The organism is Sporomusa malonica (assembly GCF_900176355.1).
GTDB classification, from domain to species: Bacteria; Bacillota; Negativicutes; order Sporomusales; family Sporomusaceae; genus Sporomusa; species Sporomusa malonica.
This window is the reverse complement of the sequence record NZ_FWXI01000010.1, coordinates 113506-134076: the sequence shown is the minus strand read 5'-3', so window position 1 is coordinate 134076 and position 20571 is coordinate 113506. Positions and strand designations below refer to the sequence as shown.

Annotated in this window: 19 protein-coding genes and 1 other annotated feature; of the genes, 18 read left to right on the top strand and 1 reads right to left on the bottom strand. The window is 44.7% G+C overall.

The window, feature by feature from the left end:
* Positions 1 to 44: 44 nt before the first annotated feature.
* Positions 45 to 239, bottom strand: a complete 195-nt coding sequence (locus B9A22_RS13280) for a hypothetical protein (RefSeq protein WP_084576213.1) — start codon at positions 237 to 239, stop codon at positions 45 to 47.
* Positions 240 to 459: 220 nt separating this feature from the next.
* Here B9A22_RS13280 and mobA point away from each other — a divergent pair, with 220 nt between their 5' ends.
* The 18 genes from mobA to B9A22_RS13190 all read left to right on the top strand — a co-directional run bounded on the left by mobA (position 460) and on the right by B9A22_RS13190 (position 20546).
* A complete protein-coding gene (gene mobA / locus B9A22_RS13275; protein WP_084576212.1) occupies positions 460 to 1056 on the top strand; it encodes a molybdenum cofactor guanylyltransferase in 597 nt (198 codons plus the stop codon).
* Positions 1057 to 1237: 181 nt separating this feature from the next.
* Positions 1238 to 1460, top strand: a binding site (T-box leader).
* Between the two features lie 53 nt (positions 1461 to 1513).
* Positions 1514 to 4174 carry a valine--tRNA ligase gene (locus B9A22_RS13270; protein ID WP_084576211.1) on the top strand — a complete coding sequence of 887 codons (2661 nt, stop codon included), beginning with the start codon at positions 1514 to 1516 and terminating at the stop codon, positions 4172 to 4174.
* 37 nt (positions 4175 to 4211) lie between these two features.
* Positions 4212 to 5495 carry a bifunctional folylpolyglutamate synthase/dihydrofolate synthase gene (locus B9A22_RS13265; RefSeq protein WP_084576210.1) on the top strand — a complete coding sequence of 428 codons (1284 nt, stop codon included), beginning with the start codon at positions 4212 to 4214 and terminating at the stop codon, positions 5493 to 5495.
* Between the two features lie 265 nt (positions 5496 to 5760).
* Positions 5761 to 7002: an O-antigen ligase family protein gene (locus tag B9A22_RS13260; protein ID WP_084576209.1), complete on the top strand. Its 1242-nt coding sequence runs from the start codon at positions 5761 to 5763 to the stop codon at positions 7000 to 7002.
* 283 nt (positions 7003 to 7285) lie between these two features.
* Positions 7286 to 7666 (top strand): DRTGG domain-containing protein, encoded by a 381-nt coding sequence (locus B9A22_RS13255; RefSeq protein WP_084576208.1) that lies wholly within the window; start codon positions 7286 to 7288, stop codon positions 7664 to 7666.
* Positions 7645 to 8073 (top strand): ATP-binding protein, encoded by a 429-nt coding sequence (locus B9A22_RS13250; protein WP_139796244.1) that lies wholly within the window; start codon positions 7645 to 7647, stop codon positions 8071 to 8073. The genes B9A22_RS13255 and B9A22_RS13250 overlap by 22 nt, the downstream gene beginning before the upstream one ends.
* Positions 8074 to 8112: 39 nt before the next feature.
* A complete protein-coding gene (locus B9A22_RS13245; protein WP_084576207.1) occupies positions 8113 to 9438 on the top strand; it encodes a [Fe-Fe] hydrogenase large subunit C-terminal domain-containing protein in 1326 nt (441 codons plus the stop codon).
* 43 nt (positions 9439 to 9481) lie between these two features.
* On the top strand, positions 9482 to 9823 hold the full coding sequence (locus B9A22_RS13240; protein ID WP_084576206.1) for a DRTGG domain-containing protein: 342 nt from the start codon (positions 9482 to 9484) through the stop codon (positions 9821 to 9823).
* Positions 9820 to 10563: a PHP domain-containing protein gene (locus B9A22_RS13235; RefSeq protein WP_245823982.1), complete on the top strand. Its 744-nt coding sequence runs from the start codon at positions 9820 to 9822 to the stop codon at positions 10561 to 10563. Before B9A22_RS13240 ends, B9A22_RS13235 begins: the two co-directional genes overlap by 4 nt.
* Before the next feature lie 60 nt (positions 10564 to 10623).
* A complete protein-coding gene (gene nuoE, locus B9A22_RS13230) occupies positions 10624 to 11133 on the top strand; it encodes an NADH-quinone oxidoreductase subunit NuoE (protein ID WP_084576204.1) in 510 nt (169 codons plus the stop codon).
* 11 nt (positions 11134 to 11144) lie between these two features.
* Positions 11145 to 11708, top strand: a complete 564-nt coding sequence (locus B9A22_RS13225) for an ATP-binding protein (RefSeq protein WP_084576203.1) — start codon at positions 11145 to 11147, stop codon at positions 11706 to 11708.
* Positions 11695 to 12057: a (2Fe-2S) ferredoxin domain-containing protein gene (locus B9A22_RS13220; protein ID WP_084576202.1), complete on the top strand. Its 363-nt coding sequence runs from the start codon at positions 11695 to 11697 to the stop codon at positions 12055 to 12057. The genes B9A22_RS13225 and B9A22_RS13220 overlap by 14 nt, the downstream gene beginning before the upstream one ends.
* Positions 12058 to 12088: 31 nt before the next feature.
* Entirely contained in the window at positions 12089 to 13879 is a 1791-nt protein-coding gene (nuoF, locus tag B9A22_RS13215; protein WP_084576201.1) for an NADH-quinone oxidoreductase subunit NuoF, read from the top strand.
* 77 nt (positions 13880 to 13956) lie between these two features.
* On the top strand, positions 13957 to 15684 hold the full coding sequence (locus B9A22_RS13210; protein ID WP_084576252.1) for an NADH-dependent [FeFe] hydrogenase, group A6: 1728 nt from the start codon (positions 13957 to 13959) through the stop codon (positions 15682 to 15684).
* A gap of 208 nt (positions 15685 to 15892) precedes the next feature.
* Positions 15893 to 16534: a redox-sensing transcriptional repressor Rex gene (locus B9A22_RS13205; protein WP_084576200.1), complete on the top strand. Its 642-nt coding sequence runs from the start codon at positions 15893 to 15895 to the stop codon at positions 16532 to 16534.
* A 365-nt stretch (positions 16535 to 16899) separates the two neighbouring features.
* A complete protein-coding gene (gene scpC / locus B9A22_RS13200; RefSeq protein WP_084576199.1) occupies positions 16900 to 18408 on the top strand; it encodes a succinyl-CoA:acetate CoA-transferase ScpC in 1509 nt (502 codons plus the stop codon).
* 105 nt (positions 18409 to 18513) lie between these two features.
* A complete protein-coding gene (locus B9A22_RS13195) occupies positions 18514 to 20133 on the top strand; it encodes an acyl-CoA mutase large subunit family protein (protein ID WP_371361020.1) in 1620 nt (539 codons plus the stop codon).
* A gap of 20 nt (positions 20134 to 20153) precedes the next feature.
* Positions 20154 to 20546, top strand: a complete 393-nt coding sequence (locus B9A22_RS13190) for a cobalamin B12-binding domain-containing protein (RefSeq protein WP_084576197.1) — start codon at positions 20154 to 20156, stop codon at positions 20544 to 20546.
* Positions 20547 to 20571: the final 25 nt, after the last annotated feature.

Genomic DNA, 20571 nt, shown 5'->3' with positions numbered 1-20571 from the left:
GATTTTTTAACAGATGACTATAGTTTTTGTGATTTGTAGTCTGACTAAGTTTGTTTCTGTTTTTTCGGCGCATAATCTACACTCAAGGGGGTAGGGACATAATAATTACTCATTTTCAGTCCACCTTTTATATATTTGACTTTACCTTGTAGTTTTCCTCCTTTCTCTGCATTTTTGGCATTATTTATAATTTTATCAACTGCTTCACGTAAATGATATTGAATTATTCTGAATGGCAAGAATATTACACCGAAACGATGCGGGTAGTAGCTGATTTGTAACAGGACTTCATGTTGCTAATTGAAAAAAGATACTGGATAATGAGACATCAAGACAGGGGAGTATATAGGAATCTTGACTTTACTAGTACCAATTATTATAATAATACAAAATGTCTACATATGGGATGGAGCGCTGGTTTAATTGAATCAATTAAAGGATGACCCCAGGTGGTGGAATATGATTACTCCGTTTATATTGTCTGGAGGGAAAAGCCGGCGAATGGGGACAAATAAATCTTTTGTAAGATTAGGTGGCAGGCCGTTAATTGAAATTGTTAAGGAAAAAGTAATCGAAATCTTTGATAAGACTCCGATTATCATTACCAATCATTTTGCCGATTATGAATATTTAGGTTGTGATATGGTCGCTGATATTGTCAAAGATAAAGGCCCATTGGGTGGCATTCATGCAGGACTGGTTAGTTCACCAACGCCCTATATATTTGTTTTTGCCTGCGATATGCCCTTTATTGAAAAAGCCTTCGTCCATTATATGTTAAATCGTTTGGGGCAAGAAGATATTCTAATTCCACACAACGGGGAAAGCGTGGAACCCTTGCATGCCATTTATTCGAAGCAGTGCTTGGGAGCAATTAAGGCGCATCTGCATGAAGACAGACGTTGTGTTCAGTCTTTTTTTCAAGATGTAAATATTGCCTATGTTAATCAAAACGAAATGCACAGGCTAAATCTTTTAGATTGCTACTTTTTGAATGTTAATACAGTGGAAGATCTGCAGAGGGCTGAGAATTGCCTTAAAAGGGTAAACTTATAAGGAGCGCTTGCTAATCGTTGTCCTGACAGAAAGTATAACTTTTTCTGGATAAGGCAGCATCGACTTCCGCTGTCGCCAAAGGCTCGGCGCAAGCCGTGCTTTCTTTATTAATTATCTGGTAGTGTGGACAAAATCTTGACACTGTCCACGAGCATAGGTATAATAAAACCAATCGTATACAATAACGGCTAAGAATGGAAAAGTATGCTTGTCTGCTGTTTAGAGATGGAGCCCTCGGCTGAAAGGCTTCTCTGCGTGCAAGCTGAAGGTCATCCAGGAGCCGCCTCGCTGAATTGTAGTAGGCGCGGCCGAATTTGCCTCGTTACGGCATGTCAAGTGTCTGGCTCAAGTGTGAGCCGGAAATAAAGGTGGTACCGCGGAAGCTAAGCCCTTTCGTCCTTATAGGGATGAGAGAGCTTTTTTTATTTATCTAGCACTACATATTCAAGGAGGCTATATGGAACAAGAACAGTCAAGCTCAATCTCAACTGTCTATGACCCGCAGGCAGTTGAAGCCAAATGGTATAAATTTTGGGAAGAAAACCACTTATTTCATGCTGAGGTAGATAAGGATAAACAGCCATTTAGTATTGTCATTCCACCGCCTAATGTAACCGGGCAGCTTCATATGGGACATGCCCTTGACAACACTCTGCAAGATATTCTTATCCGGTTCAAGCGTCTGCAAGGATATAACACGCTGTGGATGCCAGGCACCGATCATGCCGGTATTGCTACTCAGATCAAAGTGGAAGAGGTTCTTGCTCAAGATGGCAAAACCCGCTATGACCTCGGGCGTGAAAAATTTATTGAGCAAGTCTGGGATTGGAAGGCTCAGTATGGCAGCCGCATAATCAATCAGCTCAAACGCCTAGGCGCCTCATGCGATTGGGAACGTGAGCGCTTTACTATGGATGAAGGCTGCTCCAATGCTGTGCGCGAAGTATTTGTCAGTTTATATGAGCAGGGTCTTATCTACCAGGGTAACCGAATCACTAACTGGTGCCCTCGCTGCAATACCGCACTTAGCGACATTGAAGTTGAACACGAAGAAAAGCCGGGCAATCTGTATCATGTCCGCTACCCGGTAGAAGGTGTTGACGGTGAGTATGTCACAGTAGCTACTACTCGCCCGGAAACCATTTTGGGCGATAGTGGAGTAGCCGTACACCCGGAAGATGCCCGCTATAAGCATTTAATAGGTAAGTATCTCATCCTGCCAATGCTTGGGCGCCGTCTGCCTATTGTAGCTGACGAATATGTTGATCCAACATTTGGTACAGGTGCAGTAAAGGTTACTCCTGCCCATGATCCCAACGACTTTGATATGGGCCTCAGACATAAGCTACCTCAGATTGTAGTAATAAATCCTGATGGTACTATGGCGGCCGATACCGGTAAATACGCTGGTATGGATCGCTATGAATGCCGTAAAACATTGGTAAACGACCTTAAAGACCAGGGATATCTTGTTAAAATTGACGAGCATAGCCATGCTGTCGGCCATTGCCAGCGTTGCACTACTGTTGTTGAACCATTGGTGTCTAAGCAATGGTTTGTCAAGATGGAACCGTTGGCCAAACCGGCTATTGAAGCAGTTACCTCTGGCAGAACTCAATTTGTGCCTGAACGGTTTACTAAGATTTATACCAACTGGCTGGATAATATCCGCGATTGGTGTATTTCCCGTCAAATCTGGTGGGGGCATCGTATTCCGGCTTGGTATTGCCCATGTGGTGAAGTTACCGTGTCACGTGAGGACATTACCGTGTGTCCCAAGTGCGGCAGTAGCGTTGAACAAGACCCTGACGTTCTTGATACTTGGTTCAGTTCGGCACTGTGGCCGTTTTCCACTATGGGCTGGCCGCAAGATACAGATGAGTTAAAACAGTTTTATCCGACCAGTGTATTGGTTACGGGTTATGATATCATCTTCTTCTGGGTAGCACGGATGATTATGATGGGCCTTAAATTTCAAGAGGACATACCATTTAACCATGTATTTATCCACGGCTTGGTGAGGGACAGTCAAGGCCGGAAGATGAGTAAATCACTGGGCAACGGGATTGACCCGCTGGAAGTCATCGAAAAATACGGCGCAGATACACTGCGTTTTATGCTGGTTACTGGTAACACACCTGGCAACGATATGCGTTTTTATTGGGAACGTGTAGAGTCCAGCCGTAATTTTGCCAATAAAATTTGGAATGCTTCGCGGTTTGTGCTTATGAATCTTGAAGGATTTGATCCAGCATTTACGCCAGACGACAAAGCATTTACAATGGCAGACCGCTGGATTTTAAGCCGGTATAACACTACAGTTGCTGACGTAACCCGAAACCTGGAGCGGTTTGAGTTAGGAGAAGCTGCCCGAATGGTATACGAATTCATTTGGGACGAATTCTGCGACTGGTATATTGAGCTAGCCAAAGGTCGGCTCTATAACAAGGAAGACGTAGAAAGCCGCAAAGTGGCTCAATATGTTCTTCATTATGTTCTTAGTAACACACTTAAGTTGCTGCATCCGTTTATGCCGTTTATTACCGAAGCTATTTGGCAAAGCCTGCCACATCAAGGAATTAGCATTATGACTGCCGCTTGGCCGCATGAAGAGGCCAAATTGGAAAGCGCCCAAGACGAGCAGCTGATGGGTATTATTATGGAGATAATCAAGTCAGTGCGGAACATGCGGGCCGAAGTCAATGTCCATCCAGGCAAAAAAAGTGAAGTAATCCTTAAGATCGCATCCGGTGAGCTAAAAACCCAGATTGAGGCCAATATCGGTTATATAAAGACATTAGCAGCTGCTGAACCGGTAAGTATTCTCGCCACTGATGCCACCACACCCGAAAATGCTATGACTGCCGTAGCCAGTGGTGTTGAGATTTACCTGCCACTTAAAGGACTCATTGATGTTGAGAAGGAAACTGCTCGTCTCAATAAGGAGCTTGATGGTCTTGACAAAGAAGTGGCCCGTATTGCCGGTAAACTTAATAACCCTGGTTTTACTGCCAAAGCTCCGGCCGAAGTTATTGAGAAGGAAAAAGCCAAACAAGCCGAGTATGTGGAAAAGCAGACAGCTATCAAGGAACGTTTGGCATACTTAGCCCGCCTGTAGTAGTTGCGTTATCCCAAAAAAACGGAGGTGCAGCAATATGACCTATGAACAAACATTGGCATACCTCGAGAACCTAAGTAAGTTCGGTATCAACCTGGGCATGTCCCGTATTGAGCGGCTGCTTGAACTTATGCAACAGCCTCAGCGCCGCTTTAAGTCCATCCATGTCACCGGTACGAATGGTAAAGGCTCAACTACGGCCATGCTGTCGGCTATTCTGACTGCCAGCGGAATAAAAACAGGCATGTATATTTCACCACATCTGGTTGACTACCCTGAACGGATGGTTGTTAACGGTCAGGAGATTACGAAAGAAGAATTTTCTCAAGCAATCCATTATACCAGCAAATTTGTGGAGCAAATGCTGGCAGAGGGGTTTGAACAGCCGACAGAGTTTGAAGTCATAACAGCAGCAGCCTTCTATTACTTTGCTGCTGTGGGGGTAGAATATGCTGTTATCGAAGTGGGGCTAGGTGGTCTTTTAGATTCAACCAATGTCATTATCCCCGAAATATCAGTAATTACCAATGTCACCCTTGAGCACACAGACCGCTGCGGCTCAACCATTGCTGATATTGCTCGCCACAAAGCTGGCATCATTAAAGACGGTGTACCGGTAATAACTGCTGCCAAAGGTGAGGCGCTTGAGCTTATTAAGCGAACCGCATCAGAAAAAGATGCAAAAGTTTATAGTAAAGATGAGCATTTTACCAGCCAATTTAGAGGTTTGGCAAATGGCAAACAGCAAGTAGCCATTGATGCCGGTGTCTTAGGACAGATCGAGGCAGACCTCAATCTTATTGGCTGTCATCAGTTGGAAAATAGCGCAGTTGCAGTTACCGCCGCACTTATTCTGGGAGCAATTGATCCGCGCATTACTTTCAAGGCAATCAAGAATGCTCTTGACATAGTGCGTTGGCCAGGCCGGTTTGAAATAATACCTGGTGAACCAGTCATTATTATCGACGGCGCTCATAATCCTGATGGTGCCCGGGTGCTTCGCCATAACCTTGATCTGGTATTCCCTGGGCGGGAAATAACCTTTGCCTTAGGGATTTTGCGTGATAAAGACGTAGCTGGAATTATTCGTGAACTTATTCGCTCAACAGACACGGTTGTTACTGTTCAACCGTTGTCATACCGGGCGGCGACGCCTGAGGAGATTGCCCGGGAAATAGAGGCACATCATGTGGAGGCGGCTTCCGCTATCGACCGCGGCATAGACCGTGCCAAGGAGCTGGCTGGTCCAAACGGTGTTGTATGTGTAGCCGGTTCACTATACTTAATTGGTGAAGCCAGGCAGATTATCCTCAATAAGTAGACAAATTAACGATAATTGTATATAATAAATACTGGCGCTTGGGGCATAATTCAAGCGCCAGTACTGTTTTATATTTGTGCCATCTCCGAAAAGCATATCATTAAATCGCAATATTCAAATAAACTATAAAGAAAACACGAAAGAAAACACGGCTTGCGCCGAGCCTTTGGCGAAAGCGGAAGCCGATGTTGCCCTTATCCAGGAGAAAGTTATACTTTCTATCAGGATAATAAATTCAGTAAAATCTTGAACCGTAGGTGAAACTGTGCATATTGCATATACATGTAAGAGCCAACCCCAGTATCGGCTTGATTATCTAATTGAGTACTGCATTTTGGCTGTAGCTTTCTTTTTACCACTGTCGCTAGATATCGCCACATTGTTTTTAGGGGCAGGCACTTTGTTATGGACAGGCAAGATGATATTATCAAAAAAACTGTTCTTGAAACGAACCCCGTTTGATGAAATTATCGTTCTTCTCGTTATTTTGTCGGCAGCGTCAATTGGCGTGTCACCTGACAGAGATGTTAGCTTTTATAATTTCTATCATCTAATGGGACGATACATATTAATCTACTATCTTGTCATTAATAACTTGACCTCAATACACCAGTTGCAGCGACTCATATGGTCTGTGCTGGCTTCAGCTATAGTAGTTACCATTTATGGCTTTTATCAGTATGTTCACGGTGTGGATATATCGGCTTTTCAATGGGTCGATGGCGAACAGTTTCCTGAGCTTAAAGTCCGGGTTTTTTCGACACTGCAGAATCCTAATTTGCTGGCTGGATTCTTGGTAGTAATTATGTCGCTGGCTGTCGGTATCGGGTTGCATACTGAAAATATGCAGTGGAAATTGCTGCTTTTTGCGTTTGTCGCTGTGCTTGGGATTTGCTTGGTGCTCACCTACTCGCGTGGTGCGTGGCTCAGTATTGTGGCAGTTACCGCAATATGCGGACATTTGTATAACCGTAAGGTGTTATGGGTCTTTTTGGTGATACCGTTAATTGCGCTTTTTTGTCATGATGGAGTGATGGAACGATTAATGTCAATTTTTAATCCGACAGATACTTCATCAACATTACGAATTGCGCTTTGGGAAAGTACAATTGCTATGATTTTAGACAAGCCGCTCTTAGGTATTGGCTGGGGCTCGTATTGGCTAGTATATCCGGAGTATGACTTTTTTTTAAACAATCCGGCCACCACTATCGTTCATGCCCATAACATGTATTTGCATATTGCGGCCGAAATTGGCATTCCAGGATTGATTGTCTTTTTGTCAATTATTTATGGTCATACCAAAAAGGCAATTGATGTTTTAGCGCAGACCAAAAATCGCTGGGTAGCTGGAGTGATGCTTGGTGTAGTCGCTGCAGTTCTAAGTTTGGCGGTAAATGGCTTTACTGACTATGTTATGTTCAATGTGCAGATGTCTATGCTGTTCTGGCTCTTAAATGCTGTCATTATAGCTATTTGGGATGCAAACTGCCGATATAACCGATAGCTATCACAAGAGTATGCCTGAAGTGTTTAACAAAATCGTTGCTAACATGCCAGGCATTATTTTTTTAAAAAAGGGTAATTTAACAATATGTGGGTATGTAATTTTTGGTAAAAAATTAATTTATTTTACAATTAGCAGCAGGATTTATAATAAGTAACGCGAATATATCAGAAATATTAGACCATTCAGGTGCTGCCATAGGGGATTATACCCCCTTAATTTTTTATACCTAGTTTTGTGAAATTTCACACAAGCTCAAATTTTGACTCATGGAGGTGCCGTAGTGAAGCTGGCCCAGATAAGAGAAGTGCTAAATGCCGAGGTGCTCTGTGGGTTAGAGTGGCTTGACAGGGAAGCAAGAGGTGCTTGTGGCTCAGATCTTATGAGTGATGTATTGGCTTTTACAAAAGAGCACGCGCTTTTATTAACAGGCCTGACAAACATTCAGGTAGTTCGGACCGCTGAAATGAGCGATTTAGCCGGCATATTATTTGTGCGCGGCAAACGTCCAGGTCCGGATGTAATTGAAATGGCTAAAGACATGGGAATACCCTTGCTTTTAACACATCGGCAAATGTATGAAGCCTGTGGCATGCTGTACAAAGATGGGTTGATGGGGTGCCCACCAAAGGAGGAAACTCTTTGCTGCAGGAACATGGAATAACACTGGAATTCATATTAGAAGGCGGAAATTTTGATAGCGCTGGCGAAGCGTCAAGCAAAATTAAGCGTACTTTGCAGCAACTAGGTGTGCGACCTGATATCATTAGGCGAATTGCCATCAGTGCCTATGAAGCTGAAATGAATGTGATTATCCATGCCTATAGCGGTACTATCCGCGCGGAAATTTTTTCTGAACGCACTGAACTGAGTGTAAATGATGAAGGTCCGGGGATTCCTGATGTAGAGCTTGCAATGCGGGAAGGTTATTCAACCGCTCCTGACCATATTCGGGAAATGGGATTTGGCGCCGGAATGGGTTTACCTAACATGGTGCGTTGCACAGATAAATTTGATATAAAAACTACCAGGGGAATTGGAACAAATCTTAGCTTGATCATCTACCACTAAACTAAAGTGATATATGTATAAGATTGAGTGGTGAAAGTGATGGAAGAGCGTTATCACTCAGTACGATTAGTGACTGAACGGTGTCAGGGTTGTGTGAACTGCACGAAGCGGTGTCCAACTGAAGCTATCCGGATTCGCGGCGGCAAGGCCCACATAACATCGTCCAGGTGTATCGATTGCGGTGAGTGTATTCGCCACTGTCCTAGTCACGCTAAAGCAGCGGTGACTGATGAGTTTACGGACCTAGAAAAATATAAGCATAATATTGCACTACCTGCACCATCGCTCTATGGTCAGTTTAATGTTGACATTCCAGTTAGGGCTATTTTGTCTGGTCTGTTAAAGCTGGGATTTGACGAAGTATTTGAAGTGGCTCACGGAGCGGAAATTGTTTCACTAGCAATCAGAGATTACCTCAAACGCAGTGATATTGTCCGTCCAGCTATTTCATCGGCTTGTCCTGCTGTCGTCAGGCTTATTCAAGTGAAGTTTCCTGAACTAATCGACCACTTGGTGCCGTTTGATGCTCCGGTTGAGGTAGCTGCCAGGTTGGCCAGGGCTGAGGCTGAGAGCTTGTTCGGTTTTGCCCCTGAAAACATAGGTGTGTGGTTTATCACGCCATGCCCGGCAAAGATGACAGCGGTGAACCAGCCTTTGGGCACAGAAAAGTCCAATATTACTGGTGCGATTGCAATTAGTAAAATTTATCCTGATTTATTCAAAGTAGTTACCGCCGATATTCAAGATGCTCGCCGCCAAGCTTCCTGGGTAGGTGTTGGTTGGGCGGTCCCGGGTGGTGAGACATCAGCTGTCGGCGTCGAGAACGTCTTGGTGGTACATGATATCCATCATGTTACTAACGTGTTGGAACAAGTTGCTTTGGGTAAACTCAAGGGTGTTGACTATATTGAGGTATTGGCTTGTGCTGGCGGTTGTATCGGTGGTGCGCTTACGGTTGAAAATCGCTATGTAGCTGAGCACCGTATGAAAACGCGAATTGAAAGGAAAAAAGTGCAAGACCCGAAACTTGGAAGACTGCCACGCACTGATTACTCTGAATTTGAACTAGGGATAGCTGGGCGGCGGGCTATTGAGCCTAAGCCGGCGCTCAGGCTTGATGCTGACATTACCAAGGCTATGTCTAAAATTGAAATGATGGACGTAACCCTAAAAACTTTACCAGGTCTTGATTGTGGCTCCTGCGGTTCCCCCAACTGTAAAGCGTTGGCTGAAGACATTGCCCAAGGGCGAGCCAGTATGACCGACTGCGTATTTATCTTACGCAAAAAGGTCCGGGACTTAGCTTATGAAATGGTTAACCTGGCTGATAAGCTGCCCCCGCCGCTTGATAGGGAAGAAGAATAAAATATATATTTAATTTTATAATTTAGTATTGGGAGGAGTAAGTGTGACGGTTCAAGAACTAGTGAAGGCTTTGCCGCTGCAAGTGGTATCAGGTCAGTCCAACCTCAGTCAGGAAATAAGTGGTGGTTATGCTTCCGATTTGCTGAGTAACGTGATGGGGCAGGCTCGTGCGGGTAACATATGGGTAACAATGCAGGGGCACCAAAACATTGTTGCGGTAGCATCGCTGGCTGGCCTGACTGCCATTATTGTTGCCGGTGGTGTCGAACCTGATAAGGATGCCGTTCGCAAGGCTGTAACTGAAGAGATTATCATCCTAACTACAACACTTTCTACTTTTGAAGTAGTTGGCCGTTTATACCAGTTGGGTATTGCGGGGGAATGATGCGCCGGTTTGTGGCTGATCTTCATGTGCACACATTGTTGTCGCCCTGTGCGGCGGTTGAAATGACGCCGCGTAACATTATTTGGCACGCAGTGCAGCATAAAGTCGATATCATTGCCATTACCGATCATAACGCCTGCGACAATGTCGCTGCCGCTTTAGAAGCGGCAAAAGGGACTGATGTCACCGTACTCCTTGGCATGGAAGTTGAAAGTAAGGAAGAAGTTCATCTTATTGTTTTATTTGAAAAAATGCGGCAACTTAAAGCCTGGGAAAATTTTACCCAGCGTCATATGTCCGGGCGGCTTAATAATGCTGAACGGTTTGGCGCTCAGTTTATTGTTGATGCTGAGGACAATTTTATTGCTGAAAAACCAGAGCTTTTGCTGGCATCGTTGACTGTTGGTATTGCAGAAATTTCTGAACAAGTCAAAAATATTGGTGGAATATGTATTGCCAGCCACATTGACCGGCCTACCTACAGCATTATTTCACAACTGGGATTTATCCCGCCTGATGTGGAACTGGCAGCTGTGGAAATATCAAGAAATATGAGTGTAGAGCATGCGCTACAGCGTATTCCAGCTATTGGCAGCCTGCCTATAATAACAGCCTCGGATGCCCATGTAATGGACGATTTTGTTGATGGTCCGAAAACCAGCTTTTACCTCGAGCAACCGACATTAGGGGAAATCCGACAGGCACTATTAGCACAAAACTTGCGAAAGGTGGTGGTTTAACCACTATTTAATCATAGCGTTACTAGAACAATTGCGATTTTTTCATAAGGAGGAGTTAACATGAACAGCGACAAGGAAACTAAATGCTGCTGCTGTGGTGGCGGCGAAGCGGGTAAGCTGGCTCTGGATCAAGTGGAAGCAATTCTGGCTAAATACCAGGGTGTAAAAGGAGCTCTTATCCCGGTGCTGCAGGAAGCACAAAATGCTTATGGCTACCTGCCTAGAGAAGTCATCAAGTGTATTGCCGAAAAAACGGGGATTCCAGTTAGCCAAATTTACGGTGTGGTAACCTTCTACTCCCAATTCCATCTTAATCCCCGAGGGAAAAACATTGTCCGTGTTTGCCAAGGCACTGCATGTCATGTGCGTGGTGCTAAAGCTATTCTTAAAGCACTGGAAGACGGCCTGCAAGTTAAGGCTGGCGGTACTACTCCTGATCTTAAATTCACATTGGAAACAGTGGCCTGTATCGGTGCCTGTGGTTTAGCTCCGGTACTTATGGTCAATGACGATACCCATGGTCGCCTGACTCCGGAAGTAATCCCTGAATTATTAGCTAAATACGCTTAATGTTGTAGACGATGCGTGAAATTTCTCTTCATATACTTGACCTAGTTCAGAATTCAATCGAAGCAGGGGCGACTTCAGTTACGTTAGAAATTAGTGAATGTTTAGTTGATGATGAGATGACTATCAAAGTTTCTGATAACGGTAGGGGTATGAACGAACAACTACGCCAGCTAGTAATCGACCCCTTTATTACCACCCGGACTACCCGGCGCATAGGATTGGGATTACCGTTAATGGATATGTCTACTAAACGTTGCGGTGGATATTTGAAAATTGACTCGACGCCTGGAAAGGGTACTGTGGTTCAAGCTATGTACAAACACAGCCATTTTGACAGGCCGCCAATAGGAAATCTGGTAGAAACAATTAAAAGTATACTTGTTGCTAACTCGGAATTGCACTTTTTATACCATCATACCGTAAATGACAAGTTTTTTTCGGTTTCTTCCCAGGAGTTAGCCATTACTTTAGATGGTATTCCACTGACGCAGCCAGACGTTTTAGTTTGGTTGCATGAGTATTTGTCAGATAACATAGCCAATTTGTACGGAGGTGCTAAAGATGAAAACAATTGAAGATTTGAAACGCCTGCGGGAAGAGCTTAAGACTAAGAATAACCTGCGCCATGAAGGCGGTACCCAGGTAATTGTTGGAATGGGTACTTGCGGTATTGCCGCTGGTGCTCGACAAGTCATGACTGCTGTTTTGGAAGAAGTTGCCAAGCGCAAGCTTGAAGATGTTAAGATCTGTCAGACTGGTTGTATCGGTATGTGTGAAAAAGAAGTGCTTGTCGATGTTGTCCGTCCTGGTGAACCTCGGATAACTTACGGCAGAGTCACACCGGCAGATGTCCCCAAAATTTTTGCCGAGCATGTAGTTAACGGACGGATTGTAGCAGAGCTTGCTGTCGGTAAGATTGACTGAATAATTTGGTAGAGTAACAGGAGGGGATATTATGGAACATATCAGAGCGCATGTGCTCATTTGCGCCGGTACTGGCTGCGTGTCTTCAGGTGCAAAAAAGGTTGAAGCCGCTTTCCAAGAAGAACTGGCCAAAAAGGGTTTAGATAAAGAAATTAAAATTATTGAAACCGGTTGTCACGGCTTTTGTGAAATGGGTCCGCTGGTCATTATCTATCCAGAGGGTACCTTCTATGTTCGTGTTCAAGAGTCGGACGTGCCTGAACTGGTTGAGAACCACCTTTTCAAAGGTCGTATCGTTGAGCGTTTATTATTTAAAGAGCCCATTACTCATGAGAAAATCCCGAGCTATAAAGATCTTGATTTCTATAAAAAGCAGATGCGGATGGTGTTGGCTAACTGCGGTCACATCAATCCCGAAGATATTAATGAATACATTGCCGAGGGCGGTTATGAAGCGTTAGGCAAAGCTCTGACAGAAATGAAGCCTGAAGAGGTAGTGGATGAAGTTAAAAAGTCTGGCCTGAGGGGCCGGGGCGGCGGTGGTTTCCCGACTGGTATGAAATGGGGATTCACACGTAATGCACCTGGCACGAAAAAGTATGTTGTCTGTAACGCTGATGAAGGTGACCCCGGTGCATTTATGGACCGTAGCGTTCTTGAAGGCGACCCCCATCGCATAATCGAAGGTATGGCTATCTGCGGCTATGCTATTGGCGCTGATGAAGGCTATGTCTATGTCCGGGCTGAATACCCATTGGCTATCAAGCGCCTGAGAATAGCTATTCAGCAGGCTGAAGAGATGGGCCTCTTAGGCGAGAATATTTTAAATTCGGGCTTTAGTTTTAAACTTAAGATTAAAGAAGGTGCTGGTGCCTTTGTATGTGGCGAAGAAACAGCGCTCTTAGCCTCAATTGAAGGCAAACGCGGTATGCCGCGTCCTCGCCCACCGTTCCCAGCTATATCTGGTCTGTGGGGCAAACCGACCAATATTAATAATGTCGAAACCTTTGGTAATGTACCTCAAATTATCACCAAGGGTGCTGACTGGTATGCGTCAATCGGAACTGAAAAGAGTAAAGGTACCAAGGTATTTGCGCTTACTGGCCGTATTAATAATACTGGTCTGGCCGAAGTTCCTATGGGCATTACCATGCGCGAAATTATTTATGACATAGGCGGCGGTATTCAAGGCGGTAAAAAATTCAAGGCAGTTCAAATCGGCGGTCCGTCAGGCGGATGTCTGCCTGAAAACCTCCTTGATTTACCGGTAGATTATGATTCTCTTATTCAAGCTGGGGCAATGATGGGCTCAGGCGGTCTGGTAGTAATGGATGAGACCACTTGTATGGTTGATGTTGCTAAGTTCTTTTTGAACTTTACCCAATCCGAGTCTTGTGGTAAATGTACTCCATGCCGTGAAGGCACCAAACGTATGCTGGAAATTCTCACCCGGATTACTGAAGGTCAAGGCCGTGCAGGAGATATTGCCCTGTTAGAGAACATGGCTAAAAACATTAAGACCACTGCTCTTTGTGGTCTGGGTCAGACTGCTCCCAATCCGGTATTGTCTACATTGCACTATTTCCGTGCAGAATATGAAGCCCACATCAACGAGAAACGCTGTCCGGCTGGTGCCTGCACCAACCTGCTGCAGTATGGCATTACTGATACCTGCAAAGGCTGCGGCTTGTGCAAAAAAGCATGCCCGGTTGAAGCTATTAGCGGTGAGAAAAAGGCTGTACACGAAATTGACACAGCTAAGTGCATCAAGTGCGGCGCCTGCTTTGACAAATGTCCGTTTAAATCAATCGTTAGAGGTTAAGCTTGCCGGTTAATTGGAACCGGAGATATACCCAACGAAAGACAGAATGATTGGGAGAAGAGAGGGTGACAACTACGATGGAAATGGTTAATATAACAATCGATGGACAGAAAGTAGCCGTACCGAAAACATCGACTGTTCTGGAAGCAGCAATTTCGCTCGGAATTAAAATTCCGACTTTGTGCTATCATCCTGAGCTGCGTGTAGAAGGGGCCTGTCGTGTGTGTATGGTAGAAGTGGAGGGTGCCCGCAGTTTGGTAGCATCTTGCGTATATCCGGTAAATGAAGGTATGATTGTTCGTACCAATACAGCCAATGTACGCGAAGCTCGCAAAACGGTAGTTGAGCTTTTATTGGCCAACCACCCAACAGACTGCTTATCTTGCCAACGCAACTTAAGCTGCGAATTGCAAACTATTGCTTCAGACCTGGGCGTCAGGGAAGTACGTTTTGACGGAGAAAAGAAAAACTATCCACTTGATGCAAATAATCCTTCCTTGGTTCGCGACCAAAGCAAATGTATTTTGTGCGGTCGTTGCATCCGCGCCTGCAGCGAGCGCCAGGGCGTACATGTCTACAGCTTTGCTAACAGGGGCTTTGATACAACTGTTGTTCCTGCCTTTGACTTAGGCTTGGACGAAGTAGCCTGTACTTACTGCGGTCAATGTGCTGCCGTATGTCCGACAGGTGCTATTGTCGAAAAAGATGATACAGAGAAAGTTTGGAATGCCATCAGTGATCCATCTAAACATGTAATTGTTCAGACTGCTCCTGCTGTGCGCGTTGCTTTGGGCGAAGCTCTTGATCTGCCTAATGGTACAATTGTTACTGGTAAGATGGTAACTGCACTCAAGCGCTTAGGTTTTGATAAAGTATTTGACACAAATTTTACTGCTGACCTTACTATCTGGGAAGAAGGTTCAGAGCTTATTGACCGGCTGACTAACGGCGGCAAGCTGCCCATGATCACCTCTTGCAGCCCAGGCTGGGTTAATTTTATTGAATTGAAATATCCTGACCTCTTAGACCATCTGTCTTCTGCTAAGTCGCCACAGCAGATGTTTGGTGCTCTGGCTAAGACCTACTATGCAGAGAAGGCAGGGATTGATCCTAAGGATATCGTTTCAGTCTCCATTATGCCGTGTACTGCTAAAAAGGCAGAGGCCGCGCGCCCAGAGATGAATTCAAGCGGTTACCAAGATGTTGACTATGTTCTGACAACTCGCGAATTGGCCCGTATGATCCGCGAAGCTGGCTTAACCTTCGGAAAATTGGAAGAGGCCGATTTTGACGCTCCGCTTGGTGTCGGCTCAGGCGCTGGCGTAATCTTTGGTGCTACTGGCGGTGTAACGGAAGCAGCTCTCCGGACCGTTGTCAAACTGGTAACCGGAAATGAGCTCGACAACATTGAGTTCCAAGCTGTTCGTGGTATGACCGGCATCAAAGAAGCTGCTGTACCTATTAAAGATGGTTTGACAGCTAAAGTTGCTATAGCTCATACTTTAGCAAATGCCCGTATTCTTTTAGATAAAATACGTGCAGGCGAAGCTGATTATCACTTTATTGAAATCATGGCTTGTCCTGGCGGCTGCTCAGGCGGCGGCGGGCAGCCAATCATTACGTCAGCTGAACATCGTCAAAAACGTATGGATGCTATCTATGAATGCGATACGTGCTCAGATATTCGGAAGTCGCATGATAACCCGGCAGTTGCCGAGCTTTACGAAACGTGGTTGGGTAAGCCGCTGGGTGAAAAGTCTCACCACCTACTGCATACTCACTATCATCCGCAAAAGAAATGTTAAATTATCGAGGGATGTCCGCTGGACATCCCTTTTTTTTATTGGCTTTTTATAGTATAAATATTTAGTAAATGTGAAATTGTATAACAAATATGCCTATTTAAGTTTACGTAGCAGGAATTTACAGGTATGAGTGAGAATAAATTACAAATAATATAGAAAGATAAGCCGCTTATATGAGCGCTGACTATTGCTAGGGAGAGTTGTTTCGATGAAAGAACACAAAGAAAATGCAGTAATCTCTAAGGCAACGATTGATAGGTTGCCGCTTTATTACCGTACGCTTAAACTAAGTCAACAAGAAGGTATTGAAATTATATCTTCTGATGAACTAGGGCGGAAAATCGGGGTAACACCTGAACAAATACGCAAGGATTTGTCAGCTTTTGGTGAGTTTGGCAAAAAAGGCGTCGGCTACTATGTGCGAGAGCTTATGCGGAATATTGGTGAAATTCTCGGGCTCAATCGTAAGTGGAATATTGCTATTGCTGGCGTAGGCCACTTAGGGTGGGCGTTGGCTAACTATGCCAATTTTTCCCCGCAGGGATTTGATCTTCAGGCAATTTTTGATGTAGACACCGACAAAATAGGGCGCTATATTAATGAAGTGGAGATTTTCAGCATTGAACGAATGAAAGAAATCGTGAGCGATCGCGATATTCAGATTGGGATTATTACTGTACCTGCCGAATACGCACAGGATATTGCTACGCGTTTTGTTGAGGCTGGGATCAAGGGCATATGGAACTTTGCCCCCGTTAAGCTAAACGTACCTGCCAGCATCCATGTAGTAAGTGAGGACTTGTCTGTAGGGTTAAGTAGTATGTCCTATTATCTTTCTCGCCAAATCTGACAAATTCCAACAAAAAAATATTTTTTTGCCTATAAAGTAGCAGGAATTTCATTTTGGGCGTAGAATACCTATAGTATAAAGCAATAATGTTATAGCTGAAACCTATAACTATACGGACAGACGCCCAGTCGGTCGTTCTGGAAGTACACTCTGCAAACTACGCCCTTATGGTCTGTTGCCTAACCGGTAATGGATAACTAGTAAGTGCGCACCTGGGTTTGTTTTGTTCATGCAAAATAAACCAATAGGTGCTTTTTTGTTGTCCCTGTAATTGTGTGTTAGAATATTTTTGGCGGTTTTCCTAACAATAACTGTGATATCTCTAAAATTATAATAAAATTACCGATTCGAATGGAGAGTGCACAATGATTGACATCAAAGACCGAGTCAGAAACCAAGCTCTGCATGCTAAGATTGCCAGCGCAGAGCAAGCAGCTGCCAGTATTAAACCAGGGATGAACATTGGTGCCAGTGGTTTTACGCCTGCGGGATATCCCAAGGCAGTGCCGCTCGCGCTGGCAGAGAGAATGAAACAAGAGAATTTCCAAGTAAACCTGTGGACTGGTGCTTCAGTAGGTAAGGAGCTTGATGGCGCCTTAGCTGAAGCCAAGGGTATCGGCAAACGGCTTCCGTATCAAACTAATGATGCTCTCAGGAAAGCTATTAACAATGGTGGTGTCCAGTATACCGACCTCCACTTAAGCCATGTGGCACAAATGTCACGCTATGGGTTTCTTGGTGGAAAAGTTGATGTGGCTATAATTGAAGCTTGTGCCATTACTGAAGAAGGTCATATTGTGCCGACAACTTCGCTTGGTAACTCTGCTTCATTTGTTCAAAGTGCTGATTTTGTTATTGTTGAAATCAATACAAGCCAGCCGCTTGAACTTGAAGGTATGCATGATGTGTATGTGCCGCTTGACCCCCCGAATCGTCAACCGATACCGCTTGTGAAAGCTGATGACCGTATTGGTACGCCATATATTCCTTGTGATCCAAATAAAATCGCGTACATAGTTCCTTGTGATATCAAAGACGATGTACGTCCTTTGGCTGCTATTGATGATGATGCCCGAGCTATGACTGGTCATCTGATTGAATTCCTGAAGAAAGAAATCAAAGCTGGTCGTATGCCAGAGAACCTGTTGCCGCTGCAATCTGGTGTAGGTTCAGTCGCCAATGCGGTTGTCGCTGGCTTGGCTAATTCTGAATTTGAAAACCTTACTGTCTATACCGAGGTTATTCAGGATGGTATGTTTGATCTAATTGATGCCGGCAAGCTTACTTTTGCCTCGGGAACTTCTATTACCCCTTCGCCAGATGGTTTAAAACGGTTATATGATAATATAGGCGAATATCGCAAAAAAATCATTCTCCGGCCGCAAGAAGTTGCTAATAGCCCGGAAATTGCCCGTCGAATTGGTGTAATTGCCATGAACACTGCCATTGAGTTCGATATCTATGGTCATGTTAACTCTACTCATATCATGGGCACAAAAATGATGAACGGGATTGGCGGCTCAGGTGACTTTGCCCGTAACGCCTACCTGACCTTCTTCTTCACGAATTCGATTGCTAAAAAAGGCGATATTTCCTCTGTTGTTCCTATGTGCTCACACTTTGATCATACCGAACATGATATTGATGTCTTTATCACCGAACGTGGTGTTGCTGACGTCCGTGGTTTAAGCCCTAAAGAACGGGCTCGCGTTATTATCGAAAATTGTGCTCACCCTGATTATCAGCCAATGCTTAGAGATTATCTTGAACGGGCTGAGAAGGCCACTGGTAATGCGCACACTCCACATATAATGAATGAAGCTCTTTCCTGGCATACTCGCTTCCTGGAAACAGGCAGTATGAAAATAAAGTAGAAAGGCCGGCCATTAAGGCTAGTCTTTCAGATTCACCAAGGAATACATACTTAAAGGAGGAATTAGAAAATGTGCACAGCTAACAACGATAGCTTAAAACAAAAAATGGCTGAGTACACCGGCAAGGTGGAAAAATCACTCGCCAAATTTCCAGAACGTAAAAACCTGTCTCACAACAGGCTTTATACTCCACTTGATATTGAAGGTCTTGACTACGAAAAAGATCTTAGCTTCCCCGGTCAATATCCATTTACCCGCGGTGTACAGCCCACTATGTACCGTGGACGTTTCTGGACCATGCGTATGTATGCTGGCTTCTCAACTGCCGAAGAGTCCAATAAACGTTACCGTTATCTCTTAGAGTCAGGCGGTACTGGTTTATCTTGCGCTTTTGATCTGCCGACCCAAATTGGTTATGACTCTGATGATGCCATCTCAGAAGGTGAGGTTGGCAAAGTAGGTGTAGCCATTGACTCGCTGGCTGACATGGAAATTCTTTTTGATAGCATTGATCTTGGTAAAGTATCGACTTCTATGACCATCAATGCTCCTGCTTCGGTACTTCTTGCTATGTACATTGCTGTTGCTGAAAAGCAAGGTGTTAGCCCTGATAAATTGAACGGTACTATTCAAAACGATATTCTTAAAGAATATGCTGCCCGTGGTACCTACATATTCCCGCCTAAGCCTTCCATGCGTCTTATTACCAACATCTTCGAATATTGCTCCAAGAATGTTCCTAACTGGAACACCATCTCAATCTCTGGTTACCATATCCGTGAAGCTGGTTCCACCGCTTCCCAGGAAATTGCCTTCACTATTGCTGATGGTATTGCCTATGTTGACGCTGCGATCAAAGCTGGCTTAAATGTTGACGACTTTGCTGGACGTCTGTCCTTCTTCTGGAATGCACACAATAACGTACTTGAAGAAGTAGCCAAGTTCCGCGCCTCCCGTCGTGTATGGGCCAAAGTAATGAAAGAGCGTTTCGGCGCTACCAACCCCAAGTCCTGGATGCTTCGTGTGCATACCCAGACTGCCGGTTCCATGCTGACTGCCCAACAGCCTGACAACAATGTTGTTCGTGTTGCTCTTCAAACTGCTGCAGCTGTACTTGGTGGAACTCAGTCTCTTCATACTAACTCCAAAGACGAAGCTCTGGCACTGCCTACCGAAGATTCGGTACGCGTAGCGCTTCGCACCCAACAAATTGTGGCCTACGAAAGCGGCTTAGCTGACGTTGTTGACCCGCTTGCTGGTTCTTACTATATCGAAGCTCTTACCAATCAGATTGAAAAAGAAGCTTGGGAATATATCGGAAAAATTGACGATATGGGCGGCGCAGTCGTGGCTATTGAAAAAGGCTACATCCAGCGCGAAATTCAAGAAAGTGCTTACAAATGGCAAATGGAAGTGGAAAGCAAACAACGCATTATCGTTGGTGTTAACCAGTTCCAAGTTGCAGAAAAGCCAGTTGAAGGTTTGCTTCGTGTTGACTCTTCTGTTGGCGAATTGCAAAAGAAAAAGCTGGCTGACCTTAGAGCTCGTCGTGATAATGGCGCAGTGCAAGCAACACTTGCTGCACTTGAAGCAGGTTGCCAAGATGAAAACACTAATCTTATGCCGCTTATTCTTGAAGCTGTTAAAGCCTATGCAACCCTTGGAGAAATCTGTGGCGTAATGCGCAAAGTGTTCGGTGAATACGAAGCGCATGTAAGCCTATAAGCTGAGTAGGAGGGACAACGATGGAAAAACGTATTAGAGTATTGGTAGCAAAACCTGGTCTGGACGGTCATGACCGTGGTGCCAAAGTCGTAGCCCGCGCTCTCCGCGATGCCGGCTTTGAGGTAATTTATACTGGTCTTCGGCAGACTCCTGAGCAAATTGTTGAAGCAGCTCTGCAAGAAGACGTAAATGTTGTAGCTTTAAGCCTATTATCAGGTGCTCATAACCACCTTTTCCCGCGCATTGTTGAACTGAGCAAACAAAAAGGTATGAGTGATGTGCTGATTGTTGGCGGCGGCGTTATTCCTGACGCTGACATCGCAGGCCTTAAAGCTGCTGGTGTATCAGAGGTATTTACCCCTGGCACCCCGACTACCAGCATTGTTGAGTATATCAAAACCAACGTAAAGTAAGATTTGCAGTTTTATGCGACTAGCG